Origin of the sequence: Micromonospora sp. NPDC048894 (assembly GCF_040649765.1) — a bacterium.
Lineage (GTDB): Bacteria > Actinomycetota > Actinomycetes > Mycobacteriales > Micromonosporaceae > Micromonospora > Micromonospora antibiotica.
Genome location: NZ_JBEZFY010000002.1, coordinates 221,190 through 237,700 on the forward strand (window position 1 = coordinate 221,190; position 16,511 = coordinate 237,700).

17 protein-coding genes and 2 pseudogenes are annotated in these 16,511 nt (G+C 72.0%); 14 read left to right on the plus strand and 5 right to left on the minus strand.

Annotation, left to right across the window (positions count from 1 at the left end):
- The first annotated feature begins 6 nt into the window (after positions 1–6).
- Positions 7–567: a GNAT family N-acetyltransferase gene (locus AB0C22_RS04875; RefSeq protein WP_308291093.1), complete on the plus strand. Its 561-nt coding sequence runs from the start codon at positions 7–9 to the stop codon at positions 565–567.
- 139 nt (positions 568–706) lie between these two features.
- Here the strand turns inward: AB0C22_RS04875 and AB0C22_RS04880 are convergent, their stop codons facing one another.
- Complete coding sequence (locus AB0C22_RS04880; protein WP_357533546.1) at positions 707–1,471, minus strand: SDR family oxidoreductase; 765 nt, start codon at positions 1,469–1,471, stop codon at positions 707–709.
- Positions 1,472–1,525: 54 nt separating this feature from the next.
- On the opposite strand from AB0C22_RS04880, the gene AB0C22_RS04885 reads away from it, so the two are divergent.
- The 3 genes from AB0C22_RS04885 (at position 1,526) to AB0C22_RS04895 (ending at position 3,085) form a co-directional block, all read left to right on the plus strand.
- Entirely contained in the window at positions 1,526–2,128 is a 603-nt protein-coding gene (locus tag AB0C22_RS04885; RefSeq protein WP_357533548.1) for a helix-turn-helix domain-containing protein, read from the plus strand.
- 41 nt (positions 2,129–2,169) lie between these two features.
- Complete coding sequence (locus AB0C22_RS04890) at positions 2,170–2,718, plus strand: nucleotidyltransferase family protein (protein ID WP_255597569.1); 549 nt, start codon at positions 2,170–2,172, stop codon at positions 2,716–2,718.
- Between the two features lie 139 nt (positions 2,719–2,857).
- The gene (locus AB0C22_RS04895; RefSeq protein ID WP_091240024.1) at positions 2,858–3,085 is read left to right on the plus strand and encodes a hypothetical protein; all 228 of its coding nucleotides are present in this window, start codon (positions 2,858–2,860) and stop codon (positions 3,083–3,085) included.
- Between the two features lie 77 nt (positions 3,086–3,162).
- Here the strand turns inward: AB0C22_RS04895 and AB0C22_RS04900 are convergent, their stop codons facing one another.
- Positions 3,163–3,660 (minus strand): DinB family protein, encoded by a 498-nt coding sequence (locus AB0C22_RS04900; RefSeq protein WP_219461838.1) that lies wholly within the window; start codon positions 3,658–3,660, stop codon positions 3,163–3,165.
- A gap of 299 nt (positions 3,661–3,959) precedes the next feature.
- Between AB0C22_RS04900 and AB0C22_RS04905 the strand changes: the two genes are divergently transcribed.
- The 6 genes and pseudogenes from AB0C22_RS04905 (at position 3,960) to AB0C22_RS04930 (ending at position 11,344) form a co-directional block, all read left to right on the plus strand.
- Complete coding sequence (locus AB0C22_RS04905; RefSeq protein ID WP_208566460.1) at positions 3,960–4,427, plus strand: hypothetical protein; 468 nt, start codon at positions 3,960–3,962, stop codon at positions 4,425–4,427.
- Entirely contained in the window at positions 4,427–5,815 is a 1,389-nt protein-coding gene (locus tag AB0C22_RS04910) for a hypothetical protein (RefSeq protein WP_357533551.1), read from the plus strand. Before AB0C22_RS04905 ends, AB0C22_RS04910 begins: the two co-directional genes overlap by 1 nt.
- Before the next feature lie 14 nt (positions 5,816–5,829).
- Positions 5,830–6,081, plus strand: a pseudogene (locus AB0C22_RS04915) (VWA containing CoxE family protein); the annotation flags it as partial.
- 186 nt (positions 6,082–6,267) lie between these two features.
- A pseudogene (locus AB0C22_RS04920) lies at positions 6,268–7,335 on the plus strand (VWA domain-containing protein); the annotation flags it as partial.
- Positions 7,336–7,349: 14 nt separating this feature from the next.
- Positions 7,350–8,462, plus strand: a complete 1,113-nt coding sequence (locus AB0C22_RS04925; RefSeq protein ID WP_208566036.1) for an AAA family ATPase — start codon at positions 7,350–7,352, stop codon at positions 8,460–8,462.
- A gap of 59 nt (positions 8,463–8,521) precedes the next feature.
- On the plus strand, positions 8,522–11,344 hold the full coding sequence (locus tag AB0C22_RS04930; protein WP_357534025.1) for a hypothetical protein: 2,823 nt from the start codon (positions 8,522–8,524) through the stop codon (positions 11,342–11,344).
- A 178-nt stretch (positions 11,345–11,522) separates the two neighbouring features.
- Here the strand turns inward: AB0C22_RS04930 and AB0C22_RS04935 are convergent, their stop codons facing one another.
- The 3 genes from AB0C22_RS04935 to AB0C22_RS04945 form a co-directional block, all read right to left on the minus strand.
- A complete protein-coding gene (locus AB0C22_RS04935; RefSeq protein ID WP_219461832.1) occupies positions 11,523–12,452 on the minus strand; it encodes a DUF4394 domain-containing protein in 930 nt (309 codons plus the stop codon).
- A gap of 280 nt (positions 12,453–12,732) precedes the next feature.
- Positions 12,733–12,921: a DUF397 domain-containing protein gene (locus tag AB0C22_RS04940; RefSeq protein WP_219461830.1), complete on the minus strand. Its 189-nt coding sequence runs from the start codon at positions 12,919–12,921 to the stop codon at positions 12,733–12,735.
- Positions 12,918–13,772, minus strand: a complete 855-nt coding sequence (locus AB0C22_RS04945; protein ID WP_308290727.1) for a helix-turn-helix transcriptional regulator — start codon at positions 13,770–13,772, stop codon at positions 12,918–12,920. Before AB0C22_RS04945 ends, AB0C22_RS04940 begins: the two co-directional genes overlap by 4 nt.
- A gap of 230 nt (positions 13,773–14,002) precedes the next feature.
- Between AB0C22_RS04945 and AB0C22_RS04950 the strand changes: the two genes are divergently transcribed.
- The 4 genes from AB0C22_RS04950 (at position 14,003) to AB0C22_RS04965 (ending at position 16,397) form a co-directional block, all read left to right on the plus strand.
- Entirely contained in the window at positions 14,003–14,188 is a 186-nt protein-coding gene (locus AB0C22_RS04950; protein ID WP_219461828.1) for a hypothetical protein, read from the plus strand.
- Positions 14,185–14,403, plus strand: coding sequence for a hypothetical protein (locus AB0C22_RS04955; RefSeq protein ID WP_219461825.1), 219 nt, complete (start codon positions 14,185–14,187; stop codon positions 14,401–14,403). The genes AB0C22_RS04950 and AB0C22_RS04955 overlap by 4 nt, the downstream gene beginning before the upstream one ends.
- Positions 14,400–14,708 (plus strand): hypothetical protein, encoded by a 309-nt coding sequence (locus AB0C22_RS04960; protein ID WP_308290726.1) that lies wholly within the window; start codon positions 14,400–14,402, stop codon positions 14,706–14,708. The genes AB0C22_RS04955 and AB0C22_RS04960 overlap by 4 nt, the downstream gene beginning before the upstream one ends.
- Positions 14,709–14,891: 183 nt before the next feature.
- Positions 14,892–16,397 (plus strand): phosphoesterase, encoded by a 1,506-nt coding sequence (locus AB0C22_RS04965; protein ID WP_219461822.1) that lies wholly within the window; start codon positions 14,892–14,894, stop codon positions 16,395–16,397.
- Positions 16,398–16,511 lie beyond the last annotated feature (114 nt).

The window sequence follows — 16,511 nt, forward strand, 5'->3', positions numbered from 1 at the left end:
GACCCCGTGACCTACCAGGAGCAGATCCCCGGCTTCGGTGAGTTGAGCCTCACCGTGGTCGACCCGGCCGCCCACGCCACGCTGCTGCACGGCTGGGTGACCGAGCCCCGCGCGACGTTCTGGGGGATGGGGTCGTACACCGTCGAGGAGGTACGCGAGGTCTACACGTACGTCGACGGGCTGAGCACCCACCACGCGTACCTGATCGGATTGGACGGCACGCCGGTGGGCCTGTTCCAGACCTACCAGCCGGAGGCCGACCCGGTCGGGGAGCGCTACCGGGTCCGCCCCGGCGACATCGGGATGCACCTGCTGCTCGCCCCGGGACGCCGACCGCCGCGCGGGCTCACCACCGCGATCGGCCCGGCGCTGGCCCGGTTCCTGTTCCGCGACCCGGGCCTACTGCGGATCGTGGTCGAGCCCGACGTGCGCAACCGGTTCGCGCTGCTGCGGCTGCAACGGGAGGGGTTCACCTTCGCCGACGAGATCGACATGCCCGACAAGCGGGCCCAACTGGCGTTCCTCACCCGGGAGCGGTTCGAGGCGGACCATCCCGTCCCGGCCTGAACCGGCTGGCGGACGGGCCACGACCGCGCGGTGGTGAGGCACGCGGGCAATGCCGCGACCGCCACCGTGGTCAGGAACGCGGGCGCATCGTGGTCGCGCGGTGGGTCAGGGATGCGGGCGCACCGGGACCACGCGGTGGTCAGCTGCGCGGGCCCAGGAAGAGGCCGCCGCTGGCGTCGAGGACCTGCCCGGTGACCCAGCGTGCGGCGTCGGAGGCGAGGAACGCGACCACGTCGGCGACGTCACCGGGAGCGCCCAGCCGGTCGAGGGCCGTCATCGAGGTGATCAGGTCGGCCAGGCCCGGTGTGGCGAAGGCCGGTCCGTTGGTCGCGGTCCGGGTGGCGCCCGGCGCGACCGCGTTCACCGTGACGCCCCGGGGCCCGAGCTGGTTGGCCAGGGCCAGGGTCATCGTCTCCACCGCCCCCTTGGTCATGGCGAACGACGTCTGGCCGGGGTTGGCCATCCGGGTCGCCACCGACGAGATCGTGATGATCCGACCACCGTCGCGCAGCAGCGGCAACGCCCGTTCGATGATGAAGTACGGCGCGCGCACGTTGACCGCGAACAGCCGGTCGAAGGCGGCCCGGGTGGTGCCGCCGAGCGGGCCGGCGGGCGGCGCCGCCGCGTTGTTGACGAGGATGTCCAGTGGCCGCCCGGCCAGGCTCGCCGTCACCCCGGCGAACAGCGTCTCGACATCTCCGTCGACGCCGAGTTCCGCGCGGACGGCGTACGCCGTCGCGCCGTCGCGCCCGATCCGGTCGACCGTCTCCCGCGCGCCGTGCTCGTCGGCACCGTAGTGCGCGATGACTGCCGCTCCCTGCCCGGCCAGCCGGATCGCGATCGCCTGTCCGATGCCCCGCGACGCGCCGGTCACCAGTGCGGTCCTGCCACTCAGATCCCCCATGACGTGAGTCGCTCCCAACTTGGTAGTAACTATCACGACGGTAGTGTCTATCAGATGGACGAGCGGCACTCAACCCTGCGGGACCAGCGACGGGCCGAGACGCAGCGCCTGATCCAGGCGCACGCGGTGCGGTTGTTCGTCCGGCGCGGCTACGACGGCACGACGGTGAACGACGTCGCGGCGGCGGCGGGGGTGTCCCCGATGACTGTCTACCGGCACTTCCCGACCAAGGAGGACCTCGTGCTGGCCGACCAGAACGGGCCACTGGTCGCCGAACGGGTCGCCGCGACACCGGCCGGCCAGCCCCTCGTCCGTCGGATCGGCACCGCGCTCGTCGACGCGGCACGTATGCTCACCGCCGGTGACGACCGGTTCCTGCTGGCCCGCCTGCGGCTGATGATCTCCACGCCCGCCCTGCGGGCCCGCCACCTGGACAACCACCACCTGCTGCAACAGGCCATCGTGGCGGGACTCGGCGACGAGGCCGACGACCCGGAGGCGGCCTTCCGCGCCTCGGCGGCGGCCAGCGCCTGCCTGGCCGTCATGCACACCGCGCTGGTGCGGTGGGCCCAGGACGACGGACGCACCGACCTGGCCGACCTGATCGCGGCGGCGCTCGCGGCGGCCTTCGGCGACGACCCGTCCCGACCGCGGTGACCCCGGCCGGGTGGGCGCTGCCCTAGGCTCCCCGGATGGTCATGAGCGCACAGGACGTGGTGGGGCTCATCGAGTCCGACCCGGCGGCGATGAGAGTCCTCCGGGCCACTGCCGGCCTCGGCCTGCCGGACTGGTGGATCGGTGCCGGCTTCGTCCGCAACCTGGTCTGGGACGCGATCAGCGAGCTGCCGGCCCTGCCGCCGCGCGACGTGGACGTCGCCTACTTCGACCCGCAGGAGCGGGACCCCGGTGTGGACGTCCGCACCGAGGCCTGGGCCGCGACGGTGCTGCCCGGGGTGCCGTGGGAGATCCGCAACCAGGCACGGATGCACCTGCGCAACCGCGACGGTCCCTACCTCGACACCCTGGACGCGATCTCGCGCTGGCCCGAGACGGCAACCTGCATCGCGGTCACCCTGCGTGGCGACTCGGTCCACCTGGTGTGCTGCCACGGCGCGGCCGACCTGGTCGGCATGGTCGTCCGGCCCTCGCCGGCCTTCGACCACGCCGCAGGCCGCGCGAAGGTGCGCGAGCGCGTGACGGCCAAGGGATGGTGCGGCCGGTGGGCCAGGCTGCGACTGGAGGTCTAGCGCCCCGCCGGAGTTTTCGGGGTGCCGCACCGGGTCCGGCCGTCGACCCCGGTGGCAGGTAGACCGGTGAGCGGAACGACGACTCGTCGGAACGACTAATCCGGTCGCGAACGGACCGGTCCGCGAGGACGATGAGGCGATGTCCGGCACCCCTGAGGGATTCACCTACCGTCTCCGCAAGAACGGAGACGTGGAAGTGCTGCACCACGGCCGCCCCGCCTCGGTGCTCCGCGGCGCCGCCGCAGCCCGGTTCCTGGTCGACGTGGACAGCGACGATCCGCAGGAGCTGATGGCCCGCCTCACCGGCAACTACAAGCACGGCAACGAGCGCACGGCCAAGCGGCACCCCCGCAACCGGGACCGCTAGCACCGCCCCACGGTCAGGTGGCATCGCATCCCGCTCCGGTCGGCACGGGTGCCCCGAGGGCGGACCGACCCCGTGGGCTAGCCGTCGAGGAGCTGCTCGCGCAGGATGTCCGCGTGCCCGCAGTGCTGGGCCAACTCCCGCAGCACGTGCAGGTACACCCACCGTAGGGGTAACGGGCCCCGCCGGTGCCCGGACAGGATGTCGTCCAGACCCAGCGTGGCCGTCGCCCGCCGCGACGCGGCACAGGCCTCCCGGTGGGCCTGCCGCACGGTGGTGATCGTGTCGTCGTCGGCGAGGACGAACGACTCGTCCGACGTCGCGGGGAGACCGATCTCGGCGCGCGAGCGACCCGTGACGGCCTCGTCGAACCAGACCTTCTCCACGAAGGTCGCGTGCTTCACCAGACCCAGCAGCGTGGTCGGGGAGGCCACCAACGACCGCCGTGCCTGTTCCTCGGTCAGCCCGTCCAGGCACCTGTCGAGCGCACCGCGATGCTCGTCGAGGAACGCCTCGAACTGGGCCCGGAGCGGCTGGGCGACCACCTGGTCGGCGAAGGTGGGCGGGAAGGCAGGCATGGGAGCAGCATTCCAGATACGCCCGCGGCGATGGGGGTGCGCGACGCGGGTGCACGCCGGTGGCACCGCGTCCGGCCCGGATGCCGGCCACCGGCCCGGGCTCGTCCGGGAGCGCCGGATGCCGCTTCGCGCCGGGTGGTCGGAACCCCGGGAACTGTCGTACCCGTGACCCATGATCTTGTGGTCACGGCGACGCCGGCCCCGGCCGGCGCACGCCATCAACCATGGTCGACGCCGTGTTGCGGCGGGTGGGAGGACGTGCGGTGACGGACACTGACGGGGCCGCGCGGCGGCGGAGCGTGCTGGCGGTGGTGCCGCCGGCCCGGCCCCGCAAGCTGGCCAAGGTGCCCTTCGTCGAGCTGGCCGACGGGCGGTTGCAGGGAGTGGTGTCCAGCGGGTCCGACATCGAGCGGGTCTACGTCTCCTCGGTGACCGCCGGCAGCCACGCCTACCACTGCAGCACCAACAACAACCGGCCCTGCGGCGGGCTGCGCGGCGCACCCTGCAAGCACCTGGAGTCCCTCGCCGACGAGGCCGTGCTCCAGTACGGCGTCGACCGGGTGGCCCGCTACCTGCGGGTCGACGCCGGTGAGGGCACGCAGACCGGCGTCGAGCTGCTGTCGCGGCTCGACGCCCGGCACGAGCCGACCTCGGCCGCGGTGGTGTTCAGCCGCTTCCTGCGCCACCTGGCCTACCTGGAGCTCCCGGCCAGCACGACCGTGCTGCCCGAGCTGCACTGGTTCCCGTCCACCGGGGCGGGTCGCTGATGCTCGGCACGCAACTGGCGCAGCTGCGCGACGGCACCCCCACCGGGCTGACCGACGCCGACGACGTGGTCGCCGGATTCGACGACGCCCTGCTGCGGGGCTTCGCCCGGGTCGGCGAGCAGGACGCCGCCGCGTTGACCGCCCTGGCCGACGCGGTGGCGGGCACCCCGCTGGGCGAACGGGTGGCCGAGGCGGTCGGCAAGGTGACCGCCGGGTCGGTCGGGCAGGAACACCTGGCCGCGCTGGCCGGGGCGCGGTCGGCCCTGCTCGGCGCGGCCCACGACGCCCTGCTCGACCAGCTCGACACCGCCCTCGGGCGGCACCGGGCCCCGTGGACCCCGACCGGCGCAGCGGGTGACCCCTCCCCCGCCCGCGCCGCAGCCCGGTCCTGGCTGCACGAGACCGCCCTGGCCGGCTGGCGGGGCATCGACCACGAGGTGCTCTCCGCCGTCGGCACGCCTGTCGAGGCGGCGCTGGCCGAACCGCAGTCGCGCCGGCTGGCGGTGCTGCTCGACGGGTTCGCCGCCGAGCTGCGGGCCGGGCTGCCGGTGGCGACCATGGCGCAGGTGCCGGTACGCCGCTGGGCGGACCTGTGGTCCCGGGCCGTGCTGCTCGCCCAGGACGGGCCCGCCCCGGTGACCGCCATCGAACGGGTCACCGGTCGGCTGCTGCCGTTCGGGGTCGACGTCCACGAGCACGAGACCGCCGTCCAGGTGCAACTGCACGCGATCCTCGAACCGGCCGACGACACGCCGCCCCGGCTGGTCCGGGTGACGGTGGGCGCGGCCAAGGTCGCCACGATCGGTGGGCCGGCGGTGTGGCGGCTGCTGTCGGCGTACCCGGTGCTGCTCACCGCGATCGCGCAGCGCCGGGCGCTGACCGTCACCGACCTGCCGGCGCAGGACGGCGACCTGCACTGGGTCGACGGGCAGGCGCAGGTGGGCGAGCCCGCCGACCCGTTCGCCACCGCCCGGGTCCTGCTGGGCACGGCGACGGCGACGGCGCTCCCGCCGCTGGACCGGCACCCGGTGGCGATCGCCGAACCGGTGCTGCTGGAGGGCTACACCGTGCACGACGACGCAGCAGCGATCGACCTCGACGGGCACCGCCTCGCGGTCGCCCTCGACCGGCTGCCGGCCGGCGGGCCACTCACTCCCGCACTGGTCGCCGCGTCGTCGACCTGCCTGGGCCTGATCCGCTGGGACGACGGCCGGTGGCTGCTACAGCCGCTGGCGGTGCAGGCCACCGTCAAACGCCGGCCGGTCGAGGCGCACAACGGTGACTGGGCCGACGGGGTGACCGATCCCAAGGTGGCCAAGGCCGAGTCCCGGGCGGGCGACGCCGTGGCCGTACTGCGCGAACGCGCGGGACGGTTGCTGCGCCGATGAGCGAGCCCACAGCGATGAGCGACACCGTACCGGCGGGTGACGCCGTGCAGCCGGGCGACCTCGCCGCCGCCAACCGTCGGCAGGTGCTCTACTGGCGGCTGCTGGGTCGGCTCTTCGACCCCGACGAGCAGCCCACGCTGGAGTCGGCGAGCGTGGCCGTGGTCGACGACCTCGGCCTGCCCGCCGCGCTGCTGGACCCGACAGTCTCGGTGGACACCGTCCTGCAGCGCTTCCCCGTGCTCGCCGACGAACTGCGCGGCCTGCTCGTTGCCGAGCCCGCCGCGGGCGCCGACGACGCCGACGGCCGTGCCACCGGTGGCGACGGCGAGGGCCCGCCGGCCGACGGGGCGACGGAGCCTGACGGGGCGACGGCGGCAGCCGGTGTCACCGCCGAGGGGGACGCCACGACCGACGGCGGTCACCCGGCGGCCGGCGACCTCGGCGCACACCGGCCCGGCACGGCCGAGGTACGCCGGGCCGCGCTGGTGTCGAAGCTGCTGCTCAACGTCTTCGGCACCGGGTCCGGGCCGGTCAGCGCCGGCCAGTTGGCCCGCTGGCAGGCCGACGCCGGTTGGTTCGAGCAGGCGCTCGGCTGCCCCCCGGGTGAGCTGCGTCGGCAGGGCGGCACCGGGCTGGGCGGCACCCTCGCCGGGCTGGAGGGCGACCTGGTCCGCCGGATGCACCTGCGGGAGGTGCTGGCCGACCCGAAGCTGGCCGCCCAGCTCACCCCCAGCATGTCGCTGATCGAGCAACTGCTGCGGGACAAGTCCAACCTGTCCGGGGTGGCGCTGGCCAACGCCAAGTCGCTGATCCGGCGGTACGTCGACGAGGTCGCCGAGGTGCTACGTACCCAGGTCGAACAGACCAGCGTCGGCACCATCGACCGGTCGGTGCCGCCGAAGCGGGTCTACCGCAACCTCGACCTCGACCGCACCATCTGGCAGAACCTCACCAACTGGAGCCCGGAGGACGAGCGCCTCTACGTCGACCGGCTCTATTACCGGCAGACCGCCCGCAAGACCACCCCGTCGCGGCTGATCGTGGTGGTGGACCAGTCCGGGTCGATGGTCGATTCGATGGTCAACTGCACCATCCTCGCCTCGATCTTCGCCGGGCTGCCCAAGGTGGACGTGCACCTGATCGCGTACGACACCCGGGCGCTGGACCTGACCCCGTGGGTGCACGACCCGTTCGAGGTGCTGCTGCGCACCAAGCTCGGCGGTGGCAACGACGGGCCGGTGGCGATGGCGATGGCCCGTCCGAAGATCGTCGAGCCGCGCAACACGGTCATGGTGTGGATCTCGGACTTCTACGAGTTCAACCGCTCCCAGCCGCTGTTCGACGGCATCGAGGCGGTGCACCGCTCCGGGGTGCGGTTCATCCCGGTCGGCTCGGTCAGCAGCTCCGGCCAGCAGAGCGTCAACCCGTGGTTCCGGCAGCGCCTCAAGGACCTGGGCACCCCGGTGCTCTCCGGTCACATCCGCAAACTCGTCTTCGAGCTCAAGAGCTTCCTCACCTAGGAGAATCACCCCTCATGTCCGAGATGTTGCGTGCCCCCGCCGAGGTCAAGTACGCCGACGAACTCGACTACCTGGAGTCGGTCGACACCGGCCCGAAGCCGTTCTCGTGGCGGTTGAGCCCGCGCATGGTGCGGCTGTTCGTCCTCGGCTCGGAACGGGCCGACGGTCTGGAGCGGGAGATCCCGCAGAAGTGGTTCGGTGACCGCAGCTTCGTCGAACGCAGCATCGTGACCCTGGCGTCGGACCGGGGCCTGCTGCTCATCGGCGACCCCGGCACCGGCAAGAGCTGGCTTGCCGAGCTGCTGTCCGCCGCGATCTGCCGCAACTCGACGCTGGTGGTGCAGGGCACCGCCGGCACCACCGAGGATCACATCAAGTACTCGTGGAACGTCTCGATGGTCATCGCCAAGGGGCAGTCCCGGGAGTCGATGATCCCGTCGCCGATCATGACGGCGATGGAGCAGGGCGTGGTGGGCCGCTTCGAGGAGCTGACCCGCTCCACCAGCGACGTGCAGGACGCGTTGATCTCCATCCTGTCGGAGAAGTACGTCTCCATCCCCGAGCTGAACGACGACAACATCGTCTTCGCCCAGCCCGGTTTCTCGATCATCGCCACCGCGAACAGCCGGGACCGGGGCGTCAACGACCTGTCGTCGGCGTTGAAGCGCCGGTTCAACTTCGTCCGCATCCCGGTGGTCACCAACAAGCGCAGCGAGGCGGAGATCGTCCGGTTCCGCACCGAGGAGCTGCTGCGCCGGCACCGCATCGAACTGGACGTGCCGCCCACCCTGCTGGACATCCTGTTGCAGAGCTTCGCCGACCTGCGGGCCGCCGCCGCTGCGGCGACCAGCGACGACGAGAAGCTGGAGTCGGCGCTGTCCACCGCCGAGCAGATCGGCGTGCTGGAGGACGCCATCCTGCACAGCCAGTTCTTCGGCGACCGGTCCCTGCGGGTGGAGACGCTGGCCTCCTCGCTGGTGGGGTCGTTGGCCCGACGCAGCCCGGAGGACCTGGCGATCCTCAACAAGTACCTGCACGGTGTGGTGGAGCCCCGGGCCAAGAAGGACGGCGAGGGCTGGGCCGGCTTCCTCGACGGCGGTCGCCAGGCGATCGCCTCGCTGTCGTGACCACCGCCGACGCCGGCACCGCCACGCCGCCCGCGACCGCCGTCGCCGGCACCGGCGGGGTGACCGCCGGGCCGTTCGGGGCGTTGCGGGAGCAGCTCACCGATGCGGCGGCCACGTTCGCCGGCTCCGCCGACGCGCTGGCCGGCATCCTCGCCGGCATCGTCGACGACGTCGACCGGGCGCTGGGCGAGCGGTTGGAGATCTTCCCGGTCTGTCACCACTCGCCGGCCTCGGCGCTGGCGATGGTACGTCGGCTACGGCACAAGCAGCCCAAGGTGATCTACCTGGAGCTGTGCGAGGATCTCCAGCCGCTCCTGGGCGAGCTGCGCAACTGTCGGCTGCCGGTGGCGGTGCAGGCGTTCGCCTCCGAGCTGGACGGCTTCCCCGCCGAGTGGGGGCCGCTGAGCGTCGTCGCCCCGGTCACCGAGGCGTCCGCCGAGTACCAGGCGATCGCGTACGCGTTGGAGACACCCGGGGTGGAACTGGTGCTGGTGGACCGCTCCACCGACCACGTCTTCCAGTGGTCACCGCGCGGCGACGCCCCGGCGGCCACCGACGCGCCGGCCGACACCGCACCGGAGGCGGCCGGCGGCGAGGCCGGGGAACAGGCGGCCCTGCACGGCGACGCGGTCGGCGTGGAGATCGGCGACCTGCGGCCCCGGTTCGCCGAGCTGGAGGCGTACCTGCTGCACCACGGCAAGGTGCGGCATTGGTCGGAGTGGTGGGACCAGTACGTCGAGCGTCCCCTCGCCGACGCCGACCACGACACCTACCGACAGGTGATGGTGTTGATCGGCAGCCTGTTCCGCCGGTTGCGTCCGGCCGGGTCGGACCGTACCGAGCGCGACGAGGACCGGGAGCGCTACATGTGGACCCGGATGCGGGAGCACCTCGCCGCGTCCGGGGTCGACCCGGCGGACTGCCTCTACGTGTGCGGGGCGTTCCACGCCGCCAGCCGGGTCGCTCAGTTCGGCATGGACTCCCCCGCCCCGGACTTCGAGATCAGCCCCCGGACCGGCACCCGCTGGCGGTACGGGCTGATCCCGTCGAGCCACTCGGCCATCGAGGCGCAGTTCGGCCTGGCACCGGGCTCGGTGTCGATCGCCGCCGCCACCTGGACCAAGGCGGTGAGCGGCTCGGGCCTGACCCCGTACCGGCTCGACGGCCAACGGGGTGGGAAGACCCGGGGCCGGCGCAAGGCTGTCGCGGCGGTGACCACGCCGGCCGGGCCGGTCGCCGACCGGCTCACCGGGTTCCTCGCCGCGCCGCCGCCCCTGGACGGGCTCGACGAGGCGGAGCTGCGCGGCTGGTGCGTCGACATCGTCCGGCTGGCCCGCCGCAACGGCTACCTGGCCAGCACCGCCGACGCGATCGCGGTGTTCGAGACCTCGATCCTGCTGGCCGGGTTGCGTAACCGGGCCCGACCCACCCCGTACGACTTCGCCGACGCGGCGGTGACCTGCATCGAGAAGGACGTGGTGCCGGGCCGGCGGGACGTCCGGCGGCTCTGCGAGATCCTGCTCGGCGGGGACCGGATCGGGCAGGTCGGCTACGACGCCCTGCCGCCGCTGGCCCGCGACGTGCTCGACCGGCTCCAGCCACTCGGCCTGGACCTGGAAAAACGCACCATTCAGCGGGCCCTGCTGGACCTGCACGCCACCCCCGCCCTGGCCGGCTGCTCGGATCTGCTGTGGATGCTGCGGCACCTGCTCCCCACCGACGCCGTCCGCCCGATCATGGGTGAGCGCCGGTTGGGACACCGGTCGATCCAGGAGAGCTGGGACCTGGCGCTGGGCCGCCATCAGCGGGCGCTGATCGAGCTGGGCTACGAGGGGGTGACCGTCGAGCAGGTGCTGGAGCAGCGGCTGCGCCGGGCGGTCCGGGGCACCGACGCGACCGCCGCCGGTGCCCTCGCCGCCGTGGAGGACGCCATCCGGTTGCTGAACAGCCCCCGGTTGGTCGACGAGCTGGGCACCCGGGCGGTGGAGCTGCTGGCCACCGAACGCACCGTGGACGACGCCCCGGAGGTGCTGCGGCGGATCCGCCGGTTGTTGGCCCACCACCGGGCCACCGCGCCGACCCTGCCGGCCTGGTGCGCGGCGTTCGTGACGACTGGTTACGCGCACTACTGCACCCTGCTGCCCACCGCGTTCGTCGAAGAGGAGACCGGGGTCCGGCAGGTTGGGGCGATGTTGGGCTTCCTGTTCAGCATGGAGAGCCTGGCGCTGTCCCTGGGCTGCGACCGGTCCCAGCTCGAACTCGCGGTGGCCCAGTCACACCCGCAGAGCCCGGCCAAGGTCGCCCTGCTCTGGGCGGCCCGCCACCAGCTCGGTCTGCTGCCGCTGGCCGAGTTGCGGGGCCGCTGCGCCGAGTTGCTGGCCAACCCGCTGGTGGTGCCGGCCTTCCCGCAGTACCTCTCCGGTTTCGTGCACGCGCTGGAACCGGTGCCGGGGCTCGCGCCGTTCGTGGTGGAGACGATGTCCACCGCGTTCGCCCGGTTGCCCGACCCGGTGCTCCTGCCCTGGCTGCCCACCCTGATCACCACCCTGCGCCAGCACGGGCCGGAGCTGGTGCCGATGCTGGTCCGGGAAGCGGCGAGTACCTTCCCGGGGACGCTGCCCGCGCTGGACGCCTGGGTGCCGCCGTGGCTGGCCCCGGCCCCGACGCCCGCGCCGACGGCGGTGCGGGCCGGACCGGTGGGGCAGGTGCACACCCTGCTCGGCGCACATCCGGCGGCGGTGGACGCGGTCGCCGGGCTGCTCGGCTGCGACGGCGGATGGTCGGAGCCGCAGGCGACGCCGGCCGGGTCGCCGGGGTCGGCGCTGATGGCCGCACATCCGGACACCGTCGAGGCGGTCGCGGCACTGCTCGGCGGCGGGTGACCGGGTCGCCGTGGGCTACCGTACCGGCGGGGTGGTGCTGGTCCGGTTGTGACGGCCTGCCATGCGCTGCCGGGTGTGGGACGGGACACGGCAGCGCATGGCCGATCCGGGCGGACGGCGACGCCGGAGGCTCACCGCCGTCGCCGTCCGCTGTGCGGGTGCCCGCCGGGGCGGGTGGTTACGGCTGCTTGAGTTGCAGGGCGAGGTCTACGACCACCTGGGCGAATGCGCCCGTGGTGCTGGCCTCGCCGGTGAGCGGGTCGATCGCGTACAGCCGGCTGGGGCCGGTGCCGTTGAGCACGGCGTAGCCGGTGTTGCCGACGGCCCGGCCGCCGCGGATCGTGCTGTAGATGTCGAAGCCGGCCCGCTGATCGGCGTCGACTCCGAGTTTGCCGGTGGCGGCGAGCTGGCCGGAGTTGGCCGGGGACTGGACGGCGACCTGGTCACCGGTGGTGTCGATGTCGAACAGGGTGGTGGCGGTGTTCGGGTTGAGGTCGTTGTTGGTGTAGGCCGCACCGGTCACCCCGAGGGCGGTGCCGACTGCGGGCGGGAAGGTGAGCGTTCCGTCGACGAGGGTGGTCCCGCCGAAGTTGACGTTGTGCCGCAGGTTCTGGCCCGTGTCGCTGATGATCCGCAGCCGGTCGGCGGCCGGGTTGAAGTCGACGCCGAAGTACGTTCCGCTGAGGGCGACGGTCAACTGGCTGACCTGCGTCGCGGTGGCGTCGCGGGTGGACAGGGTGTAGATGCCGCCGGCGTCGCCGACGCCGTAGAGCCGGCCGTCCTGGACCCGGTAGTCGATGCCGACCAGGGTCTCGGCACCGGGTAGATCGACCGTGCCGATGGTGCAGGTCAGGTTCGGCCGGTTGGCCGCAAACTTGACGAGTTGCTGGTCCCCGGTCAGGCCGACCCCGACGAGGCCGTTGCGGCCACCCAGGTTGAGCAGGTCCCACAGGATCGAGCAGGTGCCGGCGGCCAGCGACGGACGGCCGGCGGATGCAGCACCTGACGACGGGCCGGCCGGCACGGCGGCGGCCGGGGCCGGGATGGCCGACAGTCCGACGACGACGGCCACTCCGGTCAGCAGCCCTCGATGGAGGAGATGGCGCATGGGAGAACCTTTCGGGTAGGAGGCGAGCGAGTTGCTCGGCAGGGGCGGCGGCCCGGACCACCCCAAAGGGAGACGCTTGGATGCGTTTTCCCTGCTCAGACCCTATATGGCGAACTTTGCCGCAGACTGTCGGATTGGCTACTCTATCGGCGATCTCCGACCTGTATGCACATTCGGCGGCGCGGTGGTCGCCGCCGCGCGGCGGGGAGCGACCGGGACGCACGGCGGTCGGCAGGCGATGGCCCCGGGTACGGGCGACGACCACACCCGGGGCCATCGCTCAGGCGTCGAACCTGCCGGTCTTGACGCCCTCGATGAAGCCGCCCCACTGATCCGCGCCGAACGTCAGCGCCGACCCCTGCCGGTCCTTGCTGTCCCGGACCAGAACGACCTGGGGCGGGGTAGCCACCTCGACGCAGTTTCCACCTCCGTTGCTACGCGTGGACTTTTTCCAGGTGAGCGGGGTCATGTCTGTTCCTCTGCGATCGATGCCATCAGCTTGCGGGATTGCGCCTCGGTCAGCGCCGGCTTCTCCATGATGGCCCACGCCTCTCCGTACACGGCGACCTCACCAGGCTTGTCGAGGTAGAGCGCACCCGTGAGGCTGTCGGAGTAGACGATCGACGGCTCAGCTCCCTTTGCGAAGTCGAGAACCGTGAACGTGCCGCTGGTCATGTTGCCTCGATGCAGGCCCGCAGTGAACGGGATCACCCGGAGGGCGATGTTTGGTTGTCTGCTCACCGTGATCAGGTGCTGTAGCTGTTCCGCGTCCACCCCTCGCCGCAGAACAGCCTCGTCGAGCAGGACGTCGAATTGCGGAGCGCGCGGTGTGGTCCGGGTCAACAGCGCCTGCCTTCCGAGGCGTACTGCAACACCGCGCTCGATCTCCGCACGGGTCATATCCGGGCGGGCCACCTCGAAGACGCGGGTCGCATACGCCTCGGTCTGCAAGAGGCCGGGAACGAGCTGCGTTTCGTAGCTGCGGAGCCGTGCGGCTGCGGCTTCCAGTCCCACGTACAACTCGAACCACTCGGGGATGGCGTCACCGTAGGAGTGCCACCAGCCGCGTCCCTTCGTCTCCTTGGCGAGGCCCATCAACGCCTCGGTGATCTGCGGTGACGCTCCGTAGACCTTGCACATCGCCTCCACGTCGAGCGACCGCATCGACGTTGCACCGGTCTCGATGCGCCAGATCTTCGGCGTCGACCACTCCAGCGCATCGGCTGACGCCTTCACCGTCATGCGAGCTTCCTCGCGGAGTTGCCGAAGATACCGCCCGAGCTGCCGCCTCGGGACCGTCGAGCCGGTGTCCATCGTCACTGACCACTCCCCTCCCTGACTACATACCGGGCGACATCTGCACTCGGCATGTAACACCTGCTCATCACGCTTAGCAATAGAACCTATCAAGCTGAAACCATCTCTAGCGTTTCATCCAAGATGTAATATTGCATTTCCTATCCTCGGCGGTGAACGATGGCGCTGGGTGTGGTGGTCGGATGACCGTGCGTGGCCCGGCTACCACGCCCCTCACATATGAGGAGGGGCAGATGGGCGGACGCGTCACCTACGTCGAGTACCTGACCGCCGTGGCGCTGACACTGCGGCGCAGGCATCGGCCGGTGTGGTCCGCCGACCGCAGGCAGATCGTCTGCCGCTGCGGCAACGACCTGCCCTGTCAGGTCCGGCACCGCGTGCCGATCAATCGGGGCCACTGGCCGAGGGAGGAACGATGACCGCCCACAGCCCGGTGCCGCCCATCTGGAGTTGCGCGGGCTGCTCGCTCCCGTGGCCCTGCGCCACTCGACGGCAGGAGCTGCGGGCGGAGTTCGACGGCGCTCCGGTCTCCCTCACGATCTACCTGGCGTCGTATCTCACCTGGGCTGCCGAGGATCTGACCTGGGTGCAGGCGGGCGTGTGGTATCGGCGGTTCATCGGGTGGGCCCGGTGACCACACCCCGCTCCGGTGACCTGCTCCAGGTGACCCGGGCGGCCAGCGTGCAGTTCATCAAACCGATCATGTTCCGGGTGATCCGGGTGCTCGACTGGCCCACGTACGACGGCTGGATCTGGCTCGACGGCTACCAGCTCGACGCTCGGAGCGATGCCGTCGCGCGTCGGTCGATCTTTGTACAGCCGGCGGGGTTGGTGATCCCACGGCGAACGGCCCCGGCACCCACGGGCCGGCCGACGCCCACCCGAGACCCTCGCGGTCGCTGCCGATCCGTCGGTACGTCGCCGCAGGTCGGACGGTGATCGGATGCCCCCATCGCGCTACGCGACGGGACGCCCACCTTCGGGCGCGGACCGGCCGCCCGGCCCTCGGCTGGCCGGGCGGCGTTCACGCCGCCCCCGACCGCCGTGCAACGGCCGTTCACCGCCCTCTCTCAGGCTTCGTGATCGACACGGTTACCACCGGATCGAGCGGAAGGCTCCGCAGTGCAGCACAGGGAATCCGAGGACGCCACAGGCGGTCAGCTGTCGCGCCGCCAACTGGTGAAGTACGCGGGCGTCGGCGCGACGCTCGCCGCCGCCGGCCCGTTCGTGGGGGTCGAGGCGGCCCACGCCGACCCGGACCGGCAGGATCAGGCGCAGGCCGACCCGGGCCGGCCCGACAACCGGGTCTGGCGGGCCGGCGACCACCACATCCACTCCGAGTACAGCGGGGACTTCGACACCTCGACGAACCCGCCGACGTTCCGCAAGGGCGCCGACGCGGTCTACCCGATCGTCACCAACGCGATCATGGCGAAGAACTTCGGGCTGACCTGGGCGATGTGCACCGACCACGGCGGACCGACACACTCCAAGGTGAACCTGGAGCAGGCGTACCCCGATCTGCTGCGGTCGCGCCGCCTGGTGCCCGAGGTGTTGCAGTTCTGGGGGATGGAGTTCGACGCCCCGGCGATGGACCACCACACCCTGATGATCCCGCGGCACGCCGACGAGGCGAAGCAGCTCTTCGAGCTGGAGAGCCGGTTCGCCAAGCGGGACCCGTTCCCGGCCGACCCGGGCCGGGACACCGAGGCCAAGATGGTGGAGTTCCTCAAGGTGGCGCGGAACATGCCGCACAAGCCACTGGTGATCGCCCACCACACCTCCCGTTCGGCGACCGGGCTCGGGGTCTACGGCCAGGACCTGCCGCACGAGTTCCGCAACGGCAACGACGCGGCCCCGGACGTGTACGTCGGCTTCGAGGGCGCCCCGGGCCACCAGGCGGGCCCGCTCAACGGCAGCGCGCGCGGCGGCTACGGCAACCACCCCACCTACGGCGGCTACGACCAGGCGACCGCCCGGGTCGGTGGGCTGTGGGACGCGCTGCTCGGGGAGGGGCGGCACTGGTGGATCACCGCGACCTCCGACTCGCACGTGCACTGGACCCGGGGCGGCACCGACTTCTGGCCGGGTGAGTACAGCAAGACCTACGTGCTGGCCCGGCAGGAGTACCACGACATCATGGACGGCCTGCGGCACGGGCGGATCTTCGTCACCACCGGCGACCTGATCAACCGGCTCGACGTCACCGCCAGCAGCCAGGGGCACTCGGCCGCAACGGGCGAGACCATCACCGTCAGCCGGCGCAACCGTACCGACGTGGACGTCGTGATCCGGTTCCGGCCGCCGGCCGGGACGAACGGCAACGGGGACCGCCCGCAGGTCCGGCGGGTGGACCTGATCGTCGGACAGGTCACCGGACCGAGCGTCGACCGGGACGCCGACACCAACCCCACCACCGCCGTGGTGGCCCGGTTCGGCCCGCGCGACTGGCAGCAGCAGGGCGCGCAGTACGTCATCCGGCACACCCTGCGCGACGTCGGGACCGACAGCTACCTGCGGGTACGCGGCACCAGCACCGACGAGGCCGAGCCGCTCGCCGACGGGCTGGAGAGCCCGTGGAGCGACCTGTGGTTCTACTCCAACCCGGTGTTCGTCCGGGTGCGCTGACCCACCGGGCCCGTCGACACCGTCGCGGTGTCGACGGGCCCGGCAGCCGGTCCCCCCGCCGGGATCACCACGCCCGCCCGCCGGCCGGCCCAGGGCTGATCCAGTGTGGATCGC